A 17,089-nucleotide genomic window follows, 5' to 3' on the forward strand; every position below is an offset into this window, starting at 1 on the left:
GCAGATTTTTAGTTAGTGGTATGACAGGAGGAAAGAGCGGAAAGGAGTTCAGGAAGGAAAAATACTAGATACCGGCGGTTGCTTAAACCCCAAAGGAAAAAGCAGGAGAAATTTCCCCCTGCTTTGTTTACTTCTTATCGTCATCCTTCATATTGTTATCATTGTTCATATCATTATCATTGTTGATGTTGTCATTTCCCTCTAAATCGTTATCCATGTCCGTATCATTCATATCCGTATCATCATTGACACCATTATCATCGTTGACGCCGTTGTCATTGACACCGTTATCGTCCATTCCATTGTCGTCGTTAACCCCATTGTCATTCATTCCATTGTCATCAACTTCGTTATCATTTGTCGGAGGTGGAGGATTTTGATCATTATCATTATTCCCACATCCTACTAATAATATCGAGGCCAATGCCGCTGCTCCTAAAAACTTTGTCCATTTAATATTCATTTTGGTAAGCTCCTTTCAGATTTGCCCCATATAGGCGGAATTTTTTGGCTTTGTTATATCCATTAAAATATAGCATCGCCCGTAGCCTGATATTAGCTTTCCCAAAATCGGTAAAACCTTGCAAAAAACTTTCTACAAAATTTGGTAACCTTTTTTCCACTTGAAGAAGTGAACAAAACCTACTTCATTTTAATGCTCATTCAACATTTTATTAAACAGAACTTTCTGCGGCTTTAGCCTCACTTATTTCCAATTCTGGATGTGCCTTTCTTATAATTGATGGCCTTGCCATCACAATTACGGCCACCAATAAGAGCAAGGCCGATCCGATTAAGATCCACTGGGCAGAAAAAAGATCATACAAAAAGCCATATAGAATTGTACCAAGTGGCATTAAAGCCATTGACATAGTCTCTAATATAGAAAATATTCTACCTTTGTAATCATCATCTATTTGTTTTTGCATCATCACTTGGATCGGTGTATTGATTAAAATAACCAATCCACCAAAACTAAGCATCAGAATAATGTAAAATGTAAAAATCGTTGTATAAGAAAAAGAAATTATGAGAGGGATTGCCATACTTCCAATAATGACACCTATCCAAAGAACACCTCGTTTCGCAACTAATAAAGGATATTTAACCTCTTTTGTAATGGAAAAGTATATCGACATCAGTAGCATTCCTGTCGCAAATGCGCCTTGTGTAAAACCAAAATCTTGGGAAGCTATTTTCAATTTTTCAATCAATACGTAGGAATACCCTACTTCAAAGGCTCCCATAAAAAAATTAATTGATAATGAAAGCCAAATGATTGTCATAATCACAGGCTTAAATTTTAAATAAGCAATCCCTGCGCTCATACTTGCCCACATCGTTTCTTTCTCTTCCTTATTTATTTCCCTTCTTACGGCAAATAAATTGAAGTTCATTGTAGCTTCAAGCAACACAGCAATAAAAGAAGCCATCATATAAAGGGCTAGAAATACAGGTATTGAGATAATACCATATAATAATCCTCCAATTGCTGGACTAGCAATCGCGGCGAAAGAGATGGACATTTGATTGAAAGACATCGCCTTTTGAATCCGGTCTTGATCGACTAATCCACTAATAGATGAGGTGAAGGTCACTCCTGAGAAAGTAGATGTTAATGAAAGTATAGCGGTTGTCACATAAATCGCTGTAAGAGATAAACCAAATGTTAACGTGATAGTTAATAAGCCTCCGATCGCCAAAATCGTCGCTATTTGTGCAAAGATGACAATCATCTTTCTAGAATACTTATCTGCAACATACCCTGCAAACGGAGCAGCTATAGCTCTAGGAACGATATTACAAAGAAGATTTATTGCAAAACTTGCGGCAGATCCCGTTGTTTGCAAAATATAAAAGCTAATCGCAAAAGCATATACTTGAGCACCAAATGTGGAGATCATCTTACTCGATACGAAAGTCCATAGGTGATAAGTAGCCCGCTTCAAACGCCAATCTTTATTCATCTAATTTCCCACCTTTTTATTTTGTTTAATTTAATTAAACAAATCATACCATCCTTTTTCTTGGCAAGCAAGGAAAAGTTTAATATAATTAAACTATATTGATGAACAGATAGGAGAGGCTTAAAATCAATACACTCGGAGAACGAATTCGTTCATTACGTAAACAAAAGAAGATGACTTTAGAAGCCCTTGCCGGCAATGTATTAACAAAAGGAATGTTAAGTCTCATTGAAAATAACAAAGCTCAGCCTTCCATGGAAAGCTTATCTTATATCGCCAAGCGGCTAGAAATTGATGTAACAGAACTACTGGAGGAAGTAAATGCAGAAGAATGGAGTGAAGTTCTTCAGGAAGCTGAGAGACTAAAGAATTTAGATTTTCGTCAATATAATGATAAATACAAACAACTATATACCCTTATTCAACCTTATCTAAGTAAGATTTCTCACGGTTATGAAGCAGCCCGCTTACTAGAACTCTATAGCTACTGCTTATATTTTGAAAAATTGGATGACTGGAATACTTATGCAAAACGTGCGGAACGAATGTATGAACAGTTAAATATAAGTTCAAAACACGTTGACATAGCTATATTTCGTTCTGAAGTCTACTTCGCCGAACATCGCTACGAGCAATCTTTAGAGCTGCTTCTTAAAGAGAGAACGCATATTGAATCCATATATGCCTTGCTTGACCCGATATCACAAGTCGATCTTGACTACCATGAGTCATTTATGTATTTTGCGGTTGGAGATGTGGAAAAGGCAAAAGGAGTTATGGATCAAGCAATGCGCCATTCAAAAAAACATGGGATTTTTTATCGGATCAATGATTTATATCGACTTGCGGCTGCTTACGCTATGATGTTGCGAGACCAAGATCAGAAAAATTTTTACTTAAGGAAACTAAAGTCTTATGGAGATTTCGCGGAAGATGATGAATCGCATGTTTTTTGTGATATCCTCGATATTCATTGGCTAAATTGGGAGGCAGATTATTCACAGGCCCTACAGTTGATGGAAAGAGTATTGTTTGAAAATAAAATGGCGGATTATCATATGGGACATTTATACTTGGAAAAGGGAAAATCCTTATGGGGACTTGCCCAGTATAAAGAGGCACTTTCTTATTTAAAAAAGGTGGAAATTCATCCTAATCTTCATCATCCTTTTGATTTATCACTTTTGTATCTGAAGGATTCGTACCAAGCCTTATGCTTAGCAGAAATAGGGGATATGAAAAACGCTAAAGAACTAGCAAAATATGCCGTAGAAAATATGAAGACATTTCCCGACAATCCTTACAAAGATTTTGCAGTTGAGACTTATAAAAAGTTGGTTAGAAAATAAAACAAGCTGACCAATCTTGTCAGCTTGTTCCTACTATTAGATTTTCTGAAGCGCAAACATGATTTCCGCTTCACAGACTAATTCATCATCTACGGTTGCCTTCACATTTGCTTTTGCGATCGAACCTCTCATACGCGTAATTTCTGCTTCAAGCTTTAGTTGATCTCCAGGTACAACTTGGCGCTTAAATCGGCACTTGTCAATCCCTGCAAATAGGCCAAGCTTCCCTTCATTTTCTGAAGTTTGCATCATCGCGATACCACTTGTTTGCGCTAAAGCTTCCACAATTAGAACGCCTGGCATGACAGGATACTCTGGAAAATGGCCATTGAAAAAGGGCTCATTTGCAGTTACATTTTTGATGGCAACCGCTTTTTTTCCTGCGTCCACTTCCAACACTCGGTCTACTAACAGAAAAGGATAGCGATGAGGAATAATGTCCTTAATTTGTTGAATATCTAACATTACGCTCTCTCCTTTTATTCAATTATGTATGGATGAGCTGGCTAAAAGCGCAACACAAACAACGCCAGCTTGCTCATATATGTTTGGAGTCTTCCTTTACTTGTCTTCTTTTACTAAGTCAATAATATGGGTCCATGTTTTCTTTTTAAAAACATCCTTAGAGACTCCATCGCCCATTACTCCATAACCAATCATCAGTCCAGTTGCAAGACTAGCCGAAAAAAGGATGATGATTAAAACCAAGCGTAGCCATATCGGAATAAGCCTAATACGAACTCGTTGTTTAGACCGCTTCTCCTCTTTACTTGCTTGCTTTTCAATCTTCTTATCATGTTTTTTCTTTGTCCGTTCTTCTTTTGACTGAACTTTCTCTTGGCTGATTTGATTGGCCATCTTGCGATAAACTCCTTTGTTTTAATTAGTAAAAATAATTAAAACGAAAAATTTACTTGCTAAGTATTCAGTGATTTCTATACGGGCACTCTAACATAGTCGATATATAAGTTGTCCCAGTTTAATAAAAGTTCCACTTTATCATATCATATTTTACCGAATGTTGTTGATAATTCCCATCATTTGATCTGATATTGAAATAGATCTTGATTGAAATTGTAAAGCACGTTGCACCATCGTCATATTTGATAATTCAACTCCAATATCAACATTCGCATTCTCGAGTGTTTGTTGCTGCATGCCAATATCTCCTCGAAGTCCAGCGGCATTCGTTAAATCCGTGTAGATCTCCCCTGGCTCAACATTGGGGTCATCCGGAAGACCAAGTAAAGAATCCCCTTTTTGTTCAAGTAACTGCGGCTTCTTGACTTCAATCACCCCTAAATGAATGGGAGCTGGTAATCCTTCTGCCGTTAATTGACCATGATCATTAATTTGGATATTGCTTATTTCATTTGGCAGAATAATTCGATTGTTGTTCTCGTCTAAGATGGGAAGGCCATCTTGGTTTACCAGCTGAGTGCCTTGTTGGTTCTCTAGTGGCATTAGGTATAAAGCACCGTTTCTCGTAAACCGCAGTGCATTGTCATCAGAGACTTTCAAAAACTGCTTTGGACTTGTGAATGCAATATCCAAGGGACGGTCAGTCGTTTTTAGTGAGCCTTGCTCTAAGCTAATCGGCATTTTTGTTACCCTTGCTCCAACTCCCTGGCGAATGCCGAAGGGTGATACTCTTCCGATTTCTTTTTCTTGACCAGACTGATTATTAATGGATTGAACCATTAATTCTGCAAATGAAGCATTTTGTGTTTTATACCCCGTTGTATCGGAGTTACTGATATTATGACTAATCAAATCAAATTGTTTTTGCAATTGATTCATTGTATTTACTGCAGTTGTCATCATATGACTCATCTATGGCCTCTCCTTAGCTCTTAAATATCATTGTTATCCATTCACTTTGCCAACTTCGTTCACGGCTTTATCTAAGCTCCTATCATAGGCTTGGACAATTTTCTGATTGGCTTCAAACGATCGATAGGCACTAAGCATCTCAGTCATCGCTCGAGACGAGTCCACATTTGAGCGCTCATAAAAGCCTTGTGACACAATAAAAGGCTCCTGATCGGCAAATGGAAGGTCTGCAACCCCTTCTTCTACGCGTAAAAGGCCGTTGCCTTCTTGGATAAGTTCATGAGGGTCAGTTGCTAATGTAATTCCTAACTGGGCAATTTGGTTCTCATTTTCCATAATCGTTCCATTTGCTGTAACTGTGAATTGATCACTATCTAAAGTAATTTGGTTCCCTTGTCGATCTAAGACAGGAATCCCCTCAGATGTCGTTAATACTCCATCTCCATCTAAAACAAAGCGGCCATTTCGCGTATATTTAACCTGATTTTGATCTTCAACTGTAAAAAACACAGAACCATTCGGTCCATTTGTAAGAGCTAAATCAGTGTTTTGATTTGTTTGATGAAGGTCACCCTGTACATACTTTGGCATCGTTTCCTGCATATACACACCTGTATTGATGGATCCTACTTCCCTAGGTAGATTAGGCTTTTCCATTCCACCTACTTTTTGGAGTAACATTTCTGGAAATGCTCGTATGGCAGATTGGCTCTCTTTGTAGCCAGGCGTATTCATATTGGCTAGATTATTCGTGATTAAATCCGTCTTACGTTGCTGTGCGTACATTCCGGAAGCTGCTGTCGATAAACCTCTTAACATATAAACCCTCACACACCTTTATTCGTTCATTTTTTCTCTACTTCTTATATCGGCAAGTTGAACGTTCCTTAAAGTTGTTAAATGAGCGCTCGGCGTGTCACAAGATCCATATTTTTAAGCATTATGCCGGTTCCCATCGCCACTGCATCCATCGGATGTTCTGCAATCAGGACAGGTACCTTTAGTTCATCTGCTAGTAGTTGGTCCATTCCATGAAGGAGAGCACCGCCCCCAGTCAACATAATTCCTCTATCAATAATATCAGCGGATAGCTCTGGCGGTGTTTTTTCTAAAACCATTTTAGCCGATTGAACAATCGTCTCCACAGGTTCACGAAGAGCCTCTTCTATTTCCTTAGAATAAATCGTAATCGTTCTTGGAAGCCCAGATACCATATCACGCCCCCGGATATCCATTTCTTCCTTACGCGATCCTGGAAACACAGTCCCGATATTAATCTTAATATTTTCAGCAGTACGTTCTCCAATTAATAATTTATACTGTTTTTTCACATAATTTAATATTTCTTGATCAAATTTATCTCCGGCCATTTTGATCGAGGAAGATGTCACAATATCCCCCATAGAGAGTACAGCAATATCAGCCGTTCCACCGCCAATGTCCACGACCATATTGCCACTAGGTTGGAAAATATCCATCCCCGCACCAATTGCTGCTACTTTCGGCTCCTCTTCAAGAAAAACCTTTTTTCCACCACTTTTTTCTGCCGCTTCCCTAATGGCTTTTTGTTCAACGCTCGTAATATTCGTTGGACAACATACTAAGATCCTTGGCTTTGATAAAAAGCCTTTTACATTCAGTTTATGTATAAAATGCTTGAGCATCGTTTCAGTTACATCAAAGTCTGCGATCACTCCATCCTTTAATGGACGAATCGCCATAATATTTCCCGGGGTTCTTCCGACCATTTGTCTCGCTTCTTCTCCGACAGCTAATACTCTATTTTGATTACGCTCAATTGCAACCACAGAAGGTTCATTTAAAACAATTCCTTGTCCTTTAACATGAATTAATACATTTGCTGTTCCTAAATCGATCCCAATATCCTTTGCAAACATTCTATTCCCTTCTTTCTAAGTTCAATCCCTCGTATGGGCTATTTGTCATTTTTCGTGTATATTTTAAGTTCAAAAAGGCAGATTAAGTTCCTATTTTACGGTGATAATGTACCGTTAGGATTTGTTCATGGAGTAAACAGGTAAAAAGTCTCACCATATAATATTCCCTAATTGTTTATTTTACCATAATCCTATACTAAATACGTAGGTTTTTAGAAATAATTCATTCCGATTCTAAACAATTCAAGTTAATATTTCTTAATTTCCTCAAGACAAAAGGCGGATAGAGATAGTACTGCGCTCTCCATCCGCCTAATTCCAATAAAATAATTGAACAATATCCTTATTTCATGACTTCCAGCTTTGATAGTTCTTCCTGTTCATCTTCCTTTTTATATTTTTGCCTTGTTGCCTCTCCTCCTCGTAAATGTCTAATTGATTTATGATACTCTAAAATAGTCTTCACTTCATTGGCTAAGTCAGGATTAATATCCGGCAGTCTTTCTGTCAGGTCTTTATGAACAGTACTTTTTGATACTCCAAATTCCTTTGCAATGACACGAACCGTTTTTCTTGTCTCCACGATATATTTACCTATCTTGATTGTTCGCTCTTTGATGTAATCGTGCACACCTCTCGCCCTCCCCAAATTGGATGTGAGGAGTGTGAAATGAGACTCGTCTTTTTTATATCATTTCTAGATCTACTCGCGTTAGGTTAATCTCACCCTTTTCGCAACTGGTATTTGTTTAGTGTAATTTTTTATTTGAAAGTCTTCTCTTTTTCTGGACTTAAGCATGTATTCAACGAAATATGGCTGCCAATGAACGATCACTCACCTCAAACACTCACAATGTTTTGTACAGTTTGTATATACTTATTGGCTTAACGGTAAATATATGCCTAAATTCATAATATTCATAGTAAAAGGCACGCAACAAGAAAAGCGCAAGACTCCCGCTACCTTCGACAAGCAGATGTTCTGAGACAAAGAAAGGCGTTCTTTGCCCTTCATTGGCTCAGGTTATTATGCAGAACATCGGCTAAGTTCGCGCCGTCCTGGCGGCAGACTCAAACGCGCCGTCCTGGCGCTTCGTCTGCACTAGTACCTCCTGTACGTCGCAACGCTGTTCTGACCTACATCCTGTATGCCTGAGATAACACGGCGAGGCATGAGCAGATGTTGACTTACGCAAGCAGAAGCTGAAAGTTTGCTAGTCGCTGGGCGCTCGAGCTAGACGTCAAAAATCAAAATTACAACTTATCCACAAACCAAGAATTTTATAGTTTTCTTAACAATAAAAAATCGGTGGTCTATTTTCTTTTAGCAGATTTCCTAGTGATTTTGATACTCGTATATATTATGACAATTTGAATAGCATAAGGGTTCTCAAAAGTCGGTTCATTCTGCTATTTTCTACAAAACAAATGCATTATTTCCCGAGAAATGATATTTTCCATAAAAAAAAGACGAATCCTAATAGAATTGGATTCGCCTTTTTTATGTGAGTTACTCTTGAATTTGTAAATTTGAACTTTCTTCCATTGTCTCATCATCTGTATTCGTTTGATCATCTATTTTTGCTTGATCATCGGATTCTTCCACATCAGAACCAGTTTGGCTTTCAGAATCGGACTCTTCGATATTAGAGCCGGTTTGGCTTTCAGAATCGGTTTCTTCATCTGTTTTTGAGCTTTCATCAGCTTGTTCTTTCTCTTGCATTTCAACCTTAGAATCTTTTTCAAGAGATGTAACTGACTGCCCAAAATAGCTTTGTGGGTTCACAGCTTGATTGTCTTTCCTAATTTCAAAATGCAAGTGGGTTTTTGCATCTTTATTTAGTTGACTTGTACCAGACGTTGCAAGTGCATCTCCTTGTTTAACGGAGTCTCCTACTTGGACTTTCATATTCTTTACAGATTGATATATAGTTGTAACACCTTTGTCATGTTCAATTTCGATGACATTTCCCAACAAAGAATCGTCACGAACGGCTGTAACTTTTCCACTTAGAGCCGCAAGAACATCAAACTCTGAATTATCCTTTTTAGCAATATCGACTCCTAGATTAGGATGATATTTGTTTCCATCCACAATAAGTGCTGCTTCTTGCTCCTCTTCAGATGCATTAATATCAAAAAATTCCGTGACGTACTCCACTTCATCCGCATTAGCTACAGGCATGTCTACATTTTCAAGTGATTGTGTAACCTCTACTGCATCTTCATTGTTGTTGCTGCCTAGTAAATCATCTGTATTATTTTCAGTTACACTTGGCGGATCTGCTACATCTTTATTCGCCGCCTGGAACCAGAAAATTCCAGATATAATCAAGGCTGCACTGGCAAGATAAATTGCTGGATATACCCACCGCTTTTTTAGGACTTTTTTCCATTGAGAAGATTGATTCTTTTCTTCCTCTCTCATTTTCATCACCTCTGTCAATCATTCTGAACAGAAAATGAAAATATTATACTTGTCCCAAACAAATTATCCAGTTATTTTTCGACAAATCCATTTTTTTATGCATTAATTTTGTAATTGGGTAAAAATACCAGACGCCTCCCAAGTTGGCTTGGCTGTTTCTTTTACCTTTTTGAGGATTGGAGAGGTAAAACTATGCACTGTTCCTTTTTCACTTTTCAACTAAAACGAGAACGGCCTGTGACTACGCCGTTCCCTTTTTTCCCTTTTCCAATCAAAACGGGCATGGCCATTCACTTCGCCGTTCCCTTTTTTCCCTTTTCCAATCAAAACGGGCATGGCCATTCACTTCGCCGTTCCCTTTTTTCCCTTTTCCAATCAAAACGGGCACGGCCATTCACTTCGCCGTTCCCTTTTTTCCCTTTTCCAACCAAAACGGGCACGGCCATTCACTTCGCCGTTCCCTTTTTTCCCTTTTCCAACCAAAACGGGCACGGCCATTCACTTCGCCGTTCCCTTTTTTCCCTTTTCCAACCAAAACGGGCACGGCCTGTGACTATACCGTGCCCCTTTTTCCACTTTCCTACCGTGACGGGCACGGCCAGTTACGGCATTTACCCAAATCGATTTCTCCTAAGAACTAAATGCAAATTGCTTTTCAAATAATTGGTTGGCTTCAGATATATGGATATCATGGTAATAATGTTCCACAATTTCTCGATAATCCTTCCCTGCTTGGGCCATCCCATTCGCCCCATACTGGCTCATTCCAACGCCGTGTCCATAGCCTTTTGTTGTGATGGTGATTGAATCACCATCCCTAACCCACCGGAAGTCAGTTGAGCGAAGATCAAGTTTCTCCCTTATTTCCCTTCCAGAGAATGTTTTATCAGCAATTTTAACCGTCGCTACTTTATTTCCTGAGGTCTTGCCAGTAATCTCTCCAACTTCCTTATCACTGCCAATGCTTACTCCTAGTAATGTTTCAAACTCCTCAACTGGTATTTTTTTCTCACTCTCAAAATTAGGTGCTTTGCTATCCCATGGACTTTCAACACTTTTCAAATAGGGAATTTTATCCTTCCAGTACTCCTCTGCATTTTCCGTGTAACCATTGCTGGTTGAAAAGAAGGAGGCAGTAATTGGTTTATCTTTATAAGTAAGGATTTCTCCTTTTGTCGTTTGAACAGCTTCGGAAACTTTTTTATATTTCCAGTCAAAGTCTTTTCCCCACAGTTCTTTCAGCTCATCTTGGTTTTTAAACACCTGATGGGTCACTGTATCGGTAATATTTGCTCCTTCTGGAACGGATTCTTCATCTGTTTGCAGTAAAAAATTCACAACATATGTCCTTGCGGCTAAAGCTTGTGCTTTAAGAGCTTCTACCTCAAAATTAGCAGGCATCTCCATCGCCACTACTCCCGTTACATATTCCTCTAAAGGGAAGGTCTCAATTTCTTTAGATTCATCGCGAAACACCGCCACATCCGGTTCTGATTCCTCTGGTGCCTCCGCTGTTTCTTTAGCGGATTCGACTTTTTCCTCTTCCTGAACTACGGTTTTTTCATCTTTTGAAAATAGCACAAGTAAGGAGGGGATGATGAATGTTAGAGTAATGAGAAGTGTAGCAGAAATAAAGATAGGCTTGATTGATTTCATTTGAAATTCCTCCATATCCATATTGTAAAAAAACTGTTCGTTCAACTCCATGTATATGGGCTAGGACAAGCAATTATGTCATTTTATCGAATGAACATTATGTATCAGGAAGGCGATGAATTGATTCGCATATTATTGGGCGCTTACAAAGGAATGTACAGGAGGAAAAAGTAAAATAAACCCGAATCCAGTGAGCTTCCTCAAGAATCCAGGCTTATTTCGTGTTTAGCATTATTAAATTTCCGTTACATTTGCTGAAGTGACTTCTTCTTCCTTTGCTTCTACTTGATCCGTAACTCTTTCAATATCAGCACCAAGGGCCTTCAATTTCAAGTGGAAATCTAAATAGCCACGATCTAAATGATGTAAATCCGTAACACGGGTATAGCCGTCAGCCGCAAGACCGCCCAAAATTAGCGCTGCAGCGGCACGTAAATCAGTTGATGATACCTCTGCCCCCTGCAGTTTACAAGGTCCTGTAATGATCACAGATCGACCTTCAATTTTAATATCAGCATTCATTCTTCGGAATTCTTCCACATGCATATACCGATTTTCAAATACCGTTTCTGTAATAAGACCTGTGCCCTCCGCACATAAAAGCAATGCCATAATCTGCGACTGCATATCTGTCGGAAAGCCTGGATGTGGCATTGTTTTAATATCAACAGCCTTTAAACGGTCAGGTCCAATGACTCGAATACCGTTTAGTTCCTCAATAATTTCCACATTCATTTCTTCCAATTTTGCTATGACAGAAGATAAATGTTCAGGAACCACGCCCTCAATAAAGACATTTCCACCTGTAATGGCTGCAGCGGCCATGAATGTACCTGCTTCAATTCTGTCAGGTATAATCGTATGGTCCGCACCATAGACCTTTTCGACTCCAACAATACGAATAGTACCAGTGCCTGCACCTTTGATATTAGCCCCCATCTTATTGAGGAAATTGGCAAGATCCACAATTTCTGGTTCTTTCGCGCAATTCTCAATAATGGTTTCACCTTTTGCCAACACAGCTGCAGTCATAATGTTTTGCGTTGCTCCAACGCTTGGGAAGTCTAAATAGATTTTTGCTCCTACTAAACGATCAGCTGTCGCCTCAATAAAGCCATTATCTACTTTCACCTTTGCTCCCATTGCTTCGAAGCCCTTTAAGTGTAAATCGATCGGTCTTGAGCCAATCGCACAGCCTCCTGGTAAAGCAACTCTTGCTCTACCAATTCTACCTAATAATGGTCCCATTACCTGTACTGAAGCTCGCATCTTACGCATATATTCAAATGGAGCCTCAATATTAAGGTGATCCGTGGCATCTACTGTAATTAGTTTATTTTCAAATTCTACATTAGCATTGAGATGGCGTAACACTTCGCCAATTGTATATACATCGGAGAGAGATGGAACATCCCGAATGATGCTTTTTCCCTCACTTGCTAATAATGATGCGGCGATCACAGGTAGAACGGCATTTTTAGCACCTTCAACTTTTACTGTACCGTTCAATCTGTTACCCCCGCGGACGATGATTTTTTCCAAGAGAATTCCCCTCCGCGTCCGTAGTCCTTATATTAATATTCAATCGTCAAGATGGGTGTGCCGATCACAAAAGTCGTTCCATTGCCCAAATCATTGTTTCTTAATCCCAATTGTACATTCATTTGTTGGTCTCTTAATGGCAAAGTTTGGGTAAAAAGAGAAGAATATGCTGAAATGGATCGAAATTTATGTTCTTTAATGGATTCAATTTCTTTTGCTTGTAAAGATTGCATAACATGATTGGTAAATTCATCGATAGAATTATTGAATTCGCCTTTAATACAAGAGAACAAATTTGGTTCACCATTAAAAAGGGTGTTCATACGAAGGCTAGCGATTTTCGAAGCTTGCATCCCAGTAGCTTCGTCCCAGTCTGTACCTGTTAGCTCGTATGAAATAAATGGAGTATCTTTTTGTTGATTGTTCATGATCTGAATGGTTTCATTATATGTATCAGTGTTTAGGATTCCAATTACGGAATCCTCTCTAACCGTCCATTCCATTTCTGGATATTGAAGTATATATTGATCCACATCCAAATCTTGAACAGCTTCTCTTGCATACAGAGACCATTCAATTATCGTTCCATCCGCTTGTTCAACTGAATTCGCTATTTGTTGAAGATCTTCTATATTTGTCCTCGCACTAAACTTATTCCCATTAAACATTAAGATAAAACAAAAAACACATAAACCGACCATAATCGTAAGCTTGTAAAAGTTCGTTTTCATGTCCCACTCCCCCTTACTAACATTGTTTCCTTTAGGGGGAAAGACATACAAATAATATAACGCAAAATCAGACGAACAATGACTTTATATCCGACAAAATTCGCACACATCAATACACATATTATACAAAAGTTCCCGGTTTGCAAACAGGTAAAAAGCACCATTATTATCATAAATTTATCTAATTGTTATAATTCAGACATATTTCATTGAGAAAATGATTGTCATAATGGATTGAAAAATGTGTGGTAAACCATGAGGCAGTATCTCAACATCAACTAGTGGACAAGATTTTAGATTTAAAAAAGCAATTGCAATTGTTTTGACCAATCCAAATAATCAAGAAAAAAATTACTCACTGTCGAGCCAATCACAATCGTTAAAAGGACATATAGTAGTCGTGCTTGGAAGACACGATTTCCTCTGAGTAATTTATCAAAATGAAGAGCTTGTAAGGCAATGAAGGCTATGCCAATGAAAAATAAATGTGAAATAATATTGATCAACGCCTGTTGACCTAAATCCTCAAGCATAGGAATACCTCCATATTTGTCAATCTAAAAACGCAGGATGAATTAAGAAAATTGAAAAGGATGTGAAGGATGAACTGCTAAGGGCGCGACGTCCTGACCAACATCCTGTTGGCCTAAAATGAACACCCTCTAATCAAGCGATCAGAAGGTGTTAAATTAAATTTTAGTACGTGTTCAAAAAGGAGGATAAAAAGGACCAAGTCGGCTAAAAGCGCTGACGTCCTGTCAGCAATGCCGACACTAGTACATCCTGTACGTCGAAAGTTCGAGGCGGCGCAGTTTCGAGCAGCGGAATGTATGCTATTAAATACATGAGCAGCACAGAAATAAGCCAACGAAGAAATTCGCAGTTTCATTTTTACCGGACTTTTTGAACATCTCTTTTAATGATGTTTATAAACATCAATACGATTCATCGCTTTCTTTAATGCCAACTGCGCACGTTTAAAGTCCACATCATCCTGATTTCCTTGTAGAAGTCTTTCGGCACGCTTCTTTGCTTCCTCCGCACGGGCAATATCGATGCTGTCAGCCTTTTCAGCCGTTTGCGCTAAGATCGTAACTTTCTCTTGTTGTACTTCAACGAAACCGCCATTGACCGCAACAAATTCTGTTTGATTGCCTTTATTGAGGCGGACGGCACCAATTTGTAAGGGCGCGACCATTGGAATATGACCAGGAAGAATACCTAGCTCTCCGGATTCTACCTTTGTGGTGACCATTTCAACATCGCCATCAAAAACTGGGCCATCGGGAGTGACAATATGAACTTGCAATGTCTTCATAACTTTCCCTCCCTATTTTTAAACTTCTACGCCCATTTCTTGTGCTTTTTTAATTGCGTCTTCAATTGGTCCAACAAGACGGAACGCATCTTCAGGCAAGTGGTCATATTTACCATCTAACAATTCTTTAAAACCTTTTACCGTATCTTGAACCGAAACATAAGAACCAGGTTGACCTGTAAATTGTTCTGCAACATGGAAGTTTTGTGATAAGAAGAATTGAATTCTTCTAGCACGAGCAACAATTAATTTATCCTCATCAGATAACTCATCCATCCCTAGAATCGCAATAATATCTTGCAACTCACGGTAACGTTGAAGCGTCTGCTGAACTTGACGTGCAATTTCATAATGCTCTTCCCCAACAATTTCAGGAGAAAGGGCACGTGAAGTAGATGCAAGTGGGTCCACCGCAGGATAAATCCCCATTTCGGAAAGCTTTCTTTCCAGGTTTGTCGTTGCATCCAAGTGAGCAAAAGTTGTTGCAGGTGCTGGATCAGTATAGTCATCCGCAGGAACATAAATGGCCTGGATGGATGTAACAGACCCTACATTTGTTGATGTAATCCGCTCTTGCAATTGCCCCATTTCGGTTGCAAGTGTTGGTTGATAACCAACTGCTGATGGCATACGGCCTAGAAGGGCTGATACCTCTGAACCTGCTTGAGTAAAACGGAAAATATTATCAATAAAGAACAGAACATCTTGTCCTTGATCATCACGGAAATATTCTGCCATCGTTAGACCAGTTAGAGCTACACGCATACGTGCACCCGGTGGTTCGTTCATTTGTCCAAAGACCATTGCCGTTTTATTAATAACACCGGAGTCCTTCATCTCGTAGTAAAGGTCATTACCTTCCCTCGTACGCTCGCCAACTCCAGCAAACACGGAAATTCCTCCATGTTCTTGCGCAATATTATTAATAAGTTCCTGGATCAAAACGGTTTTCCCTACTCCCGCTCCACCAAATAGACCAATTTTTCCACCTTTAATATAAGGAGCTAGTAGGTCAACTACTTTAATTCCTGTTTCAAGGATTTCAACTTCTGTTGATAATTGATCAAATTTCGGTGCATCACGGTGAATTGGATCCCGTCGTGCATCACTGGCAAGTGCTTCATCAAGGTCGATGTTTTCCCCTAGCACGTTGAAAACTCGTCCAAGTGTTACATCACCAACAGGTACAGAAATAGCTGCGCCCGTATTAACGACTTCCATACCACGCTGTACTCCATCTGTAGATGCCATGGCAATTGCGCGGACGGCGTCATCGCCTAGATGAAGGGCTACTTCCAATGTTAAATCAATATTTACTTCAGATTCTGTTTGCGCCTTATACGATACTTTCAGCGCATTATAGATGTCAGGAAGTTGGCCGCTTGGGAATTTCACATCCACGACCGGTCCCATTACTTGAAGAATCTGTCCATTGTTCATCTTGTCCCCTCCTACCTGGGTTCATGTAAAATATTATTCTAAAGCTGCAGCTCCACCAACGATTTCAGTGATTTCTTGAGTAATCATTGCTTGGCGAGCTCGGTTATAAGATAATGTTAAATCATCGATAAGATCAGATGCATTATCTGTGGCACTCTTCATAGCAGTCATTGTTGCTGCATGTTCACTCGCTTTTGCATCAAGAAGTGCCCCATAAATTAGACTCTCAGCATACTGAGGAAGCAATACTTCCAAAATGGCTTCAGGAGATGGTTCATATTCATATGTCATCAATTTTGTAGAGGTAGCAATTTCGTTAAGTGGAAGAATTTTCTTAGCCGTTACTTCCTGGGTCATGGCACTTACAAAATGATTATAATACATATATAACTCATCAAAGGTTCCATCAGAGAACATTGCAACTGTTTTGTTAGTAATCTCCATGATATCAGCAAAATTAGGTTGGTCTGGCAATCCATTGATCTCCAGGACAACATTCATATTGTTCTTCAGGAAAAAGTCTCGCCCCATTCGTCCAATCGCAATGATGGCATACTCATCTTTTGATTTATGACGTTCTTGGATTTTAGTATTAACGGCGCGCAAAATACTACTATTGTAGGCACCACATAATCCACGATCCCCAGTAATCACTAAATAACCGGTTTTTTTCACTGGACGTGATTCTAACATCGGATGAGTCACATCGCTACTACCTAAAGCAATACTTGCGACCACTTCCTGAATCTTTTCCATGTAGGGAACGAACGACTTTGCGTTCATTTCTGCACGGCTAAGTTTAGCAGCAGCCACCATTTGCATAGCTTTTGTAATATGACTCGTTTTTTGAGTGGAGGTAATGCGAGATTTAATATCTCGTAAGGAGGCCATCTAAGTTCACCATCCTTTCCCAGTATTTAAAACTCA

At 39.2% G+C, this 17,089-nt stretch carries 17 protein-coding genes; 1 reads left to right on the forward strand and 16 read right to left on the reverse strand.

Annotation, left to right across the window (positions count from 1 at the left end; translation table 11 throughout):
* Positions 1–127: 127 nt before the first annotated feature.
* Both KI375_RS00975 and KI375_RS00980 read right to left on the reverse strand, forming a co-directional pair.
* The gene (locus KI375_RS00975; protein ID WP_212971689.1) at positions 128–463 is read right to left on the reverse strand and encodes a hypothetical protein; all 336 of its coding nucleotides are present in this window, start codon (positions 461–463) and stop codon (positions 128–130) included.
* A 211-nt stretch (positions 464–674) separates the two neighbouring features.
* On the reverse strand, positions 675–1,967 hold the full coding sequence (locus KI375_RS00980) for an MFS transporter (RefSeq protein ID WP_212971690.1): 1,293 nt from the start codon (positions 1,965–1,967) through the stop codon (positions 675–677).
* A 173-nt stretch (positions 1,968–2,140) separates the two neighbouring features.
* On the opposite strand from KI375_RS00980, the gene KI375_RS00985 reads away from it, so the two are divergent.
* Positions 2,141–3,316, forward strand: coding sequence for a helix-turn-helix domain-containing protein (locus KI375_RS00985; protein ID WP_212971691.1), 1,176 nt, complete (start codon positions 2,141–2,143; stop codon positions 3,314–3,316).
* A 36-nt stretch (positions 3,317–3,352) separates the two neighbouring features.
* Here the strand turns inward: KI375_RS00985 and fabZ are convergent, their stop codons facing one another.
* The 14 genes from fabZ to KI375_RS01055 all read right to left on the reverse strand — a co-directional run bounded on the left by fabZ (position 3,353) and on the right by KI375_RS01055 (position 17,053).
* Positions 3,353–3,781: a 3-hydroxyacyl-ACP dehydratase FabZ gene (fabZ, locus tag KI375_RS00990; RefSeq protein ID WP_212971692.1), complete on the reverse strand. Its 429-nt coding sequence runs from the start codon at positions 3,779–3,781 to the stop codon at positions 3,353–3,355.
* 96 nt (positions 3,782–3,877) lie between these two features.
* Positions 3,878–4,174 (reverse strand): DNA-directed RNA polymerase subunit beta, encoded by a 297-nt coding sequence (locus tag KI375_RS00995; RefSeq protein ID WP_212971693.1) that lies wholly within the window; start codon positions 4,172–4,174, stop codon positions 3,878–3,880.
* Positions 4,175–4,327: 153 nt separating this feature from the next.
* Complete coding sequence (locus tag KI375_RS01000; protein ID WP_212971694.1) at positions 4,328–5,149, reverse strand: flagellar hook-basal body protein; 822 nt, start codon at positions 5,147–5,149, stop codon at positions 4,328–4,330.
* 33 nt (positions 5,150–5,182) lie between these two features.
* Positions 5,183–5,968, reverse strand: a complete 786-nt coding sequence (locus tag KI375_RS01005; RefSeq protein WP_212971695.1) for a flagellar hook-basal body protein — start codon at positions 5,966–5,968, stop codon at positions 5,183–5,185.
* A 77-nt stretch (positions 5,969–6,045) separates the two neighbouring features.
* Entirely contained in the window at positions 6,046–7,047 is a 1,002-nt protein-coding gene (gene mreB, locus KI375_RS01010) for a rod shape-determining protein (protein WP_212971696.1), read from the reverse strand.
* A 343-nt stretch (positions 7,048–7,390) separates the two neighbouring features.
* The gene (gene spoIIID / locus KI375_RS01015) at positions 7,391–7,678 is read right to left on the reverse strand and encodes a sporulation transcriptional regulator SpoIIID (protein WP_207446359.1); all 288 of its coding nucleotides are present in this window, start codon (positions 7,676–7,678) and stop codon (positions 7,391–7,393) included.
* An 879-nt stretch (positions 7,679–8,557) separates the two neighbouring features.
* Entirely contained in the window at positions 8,558–9,475 is a 918-nt protein-coding gene (gene spoIIQ, locus KI375_RS01020; protein ID WP_212971697.1) for a stage II sporulation protein SpoIIQ, read from the reverse strand.
* A 630-nt stretch (positions 9,476–10,105) separates the two neighbouring features.
* Positions 10,106–11,131 carry a stage II sporulation protein D gene (spoIID, locus tag KI375_RS01025; protein ID WP_212971698.1) on the reverse strand — a complete coding sequence of 342 codons (1,026 nt, stop codon included), beginning with the start codon at positions 11,129–11,131 and terminating at the stop codon, positions 10,106–10,108.
* Between the two features lie 234 nt (positions 11,132–11,365).
* Positions 11,366–12,673, reverse strand: a complete 1,308-nt coding sequence (murA, locus tag KI375_RS01030; RefSeq protein WP_212971699.1) for a UDP-N-acetylglucosamine 1-carboxyvinyltransferase — start codon at positions 12,671–12,673, stop codon at positions 11,366–11,368.
* Between the two features lie 32 nt (positions 12,674–12,705).
* Positions 12,706–13,404 carry a YwmB family TATA-box binding protein gene (locus KI375_RS01035; RefSeq protein ID WP_212971700.1) on the reverse strand — a complete coding sequence of 233 codons (699 nt, stop codon included), beginning with the start codon at positions 13,402–13,404 and terminating at the stop codon, positions 12,706–12,708.
* A 299-nt stretch (positions 13,405–13,703) separates the two neighbouring features.
* Positions 13,704–13,937: a DUF1146 family protein gene (locus KI375_RS01040; RefSeq protein WP_212971701.1), complete on the reverse strand. Its 234-nt coding sequence runs from the start codon at positions 13,935–13,937 to the stop codon at positions 13,704–13,706.
* 383 nt (positions 13,938–14,320) lie between these two features.
* Positions 14,321–14,722: a F0F1 ATP synthase subunit epsilon gene (locus KI375_RS01045; RefSeq protein WP_212971702.1), complete on the reverse strand. Its 402-nt coding sequence runs from the start codon at positions 14,720–14,722 to the stop codon at positions 14,321–14,323.
* Positions 14,723–14,740: 18 nt separating this feature from the next.
* The gene (gene atpD, locus KI375_RS01050) at positions 14,741–16,162 is read right to left on the reverse strand and encodes a F0F1 ATP synthase subunit beta (protein WP_212971703.1); all 1,422 of its coding nucleotides are present in this window, start codon (positions 16,160–16,162) and stop codon (positions 14,741–14,743) included.
* A gap of 33 nt (positions 16,163–16,195) precedes the next feature.
* Positions 16,196–17,053, reverse strand: a complete 858-nt coding sequence (locus KI375_RS01055) for a F0F1 ATP synthase subunit gamma (RefSeq protein WP_212971704.1) — start codon at positions 17,051–17,053, stop codon at positions 16,196–16,198.
* Positions 17,054–17,089 lie beyond the last annotated feature (36 nt).

The sequence above is a fragment of the Bacillus sp. J14TS2 genome (assembly GCF_018333015.1).
In the GTDB taxonomy this organism is placed as follows: domain Bacteria; phylum Bacillota; class Bacilli; order Bacillales; family Bacillaceae_C; genus Lederbergia.

Excerpts from the sequence above, each read along its gene's own strand:
- KI375_RS01045 (WP_212971702.1), bottom strand. The coding sequence starts at position 14,722 with ATGAAGACATTGCAAGTTCATATTGTCACTCCCGATGGCCCAGTTTTT.
- KI375_RS00985 (WP_212971691.1), top strand. The coding sequence starts at position 2,141 with ATGACTTTAGAAGCCCTTGCCGGCAATGTATTAACAAAAGGAATGTTA.
- KI375_RS01000 (WP_212971694.1), bottom strand. The coding sequence starts at position 5,149 with ATGAGTCATATGATGACAACTGCAGTAAATACAATGAATCAATTGCAA.
- KI375_RS01040 (WP_212971701.1), bottom strand. The coding sequence starts at position 13,937 with ATGCTTGAGGATTTAGGTCAACAGGCGTTGATCAATATTATTTCACAT.
- KI375_RS00980 (WP_212971690.1), bottom strand. The coding sequence starts at position 1,967 with ATGAATAAAGATTGGCGTTTGAAGCGGGCTACTTATCACCTATGGACT.
- KI375_RS01035 (WP_212971700.1), bottom strand. The coding sequence starts at position 13,404 with ATGAAAACGAACTTTTACAAGCTTACGATTATGGTCGGTTTATGTGTT.
- KI375_RS00995 (WP_212971693.1), bottom strand. The coding sequence starts at position 4,174 with ATGGCCAATCAAATCAGCCAAGAGAAAGTTCAGTCAAAAGAAGAACGG.
- spoIIQ (WP_212971697.1), bottom strand. The coding sequence starts at position 9,475 with ATGAGAGAGGAAGAAAAGAATCAATCTTCTCAATGGAAAAAAGTCCTA.
- atpD (WP_212971703.1), bottom strand. The coding sequence starts at position 16,162 with ATGAACAATGGACAGATTCTTCAAGTAATGGGACCGGTCGTGGATGTG.
- spoIID (WP_212971698.1), bottom strand. The coding sequence starts at position 11,131 with ATGAAATCAATCAAGCCTATCTTTATTTCTGCTACACTTCTCATTACT.
- KI375_RS00975 (WP_212971689.1), bottom strand. The coding sequence starts at position 463 with ATGAATATTAAATGGACAAAGTTTTTAGGAGCAGCGGCATTGGCCTCG.
- KI375_RS01055 (WP_212971704.1), bottom strand. The coding sequence starts at position 17,053 with ATGGCCTCCTTACGAGATATTAAATCTCGCATTACCTCCACTCAAAAA.
- fabZ (WP_212971692.1), bottom strand. The coding sequence starts at position 3,781 with ATGTTAGATATTCAACAAATTAAGGACATTATTCCTCATCGCTATCCT.
- mreB (WP_212971696.1), bottom strand. The coding sequence starts at position 7,047 with ATGTTTGCAAAGGATATTGGGATCGATTTAGGAACAGCAAATGTATTA.
- KI375_RS01005 (WP_212971695.1), bottom strand. The coding sequence starts at position 5,968 with ATGTTAAGAGGTTTATCGACAGCAGCTTCCGGAATGTACGCACAGCAA.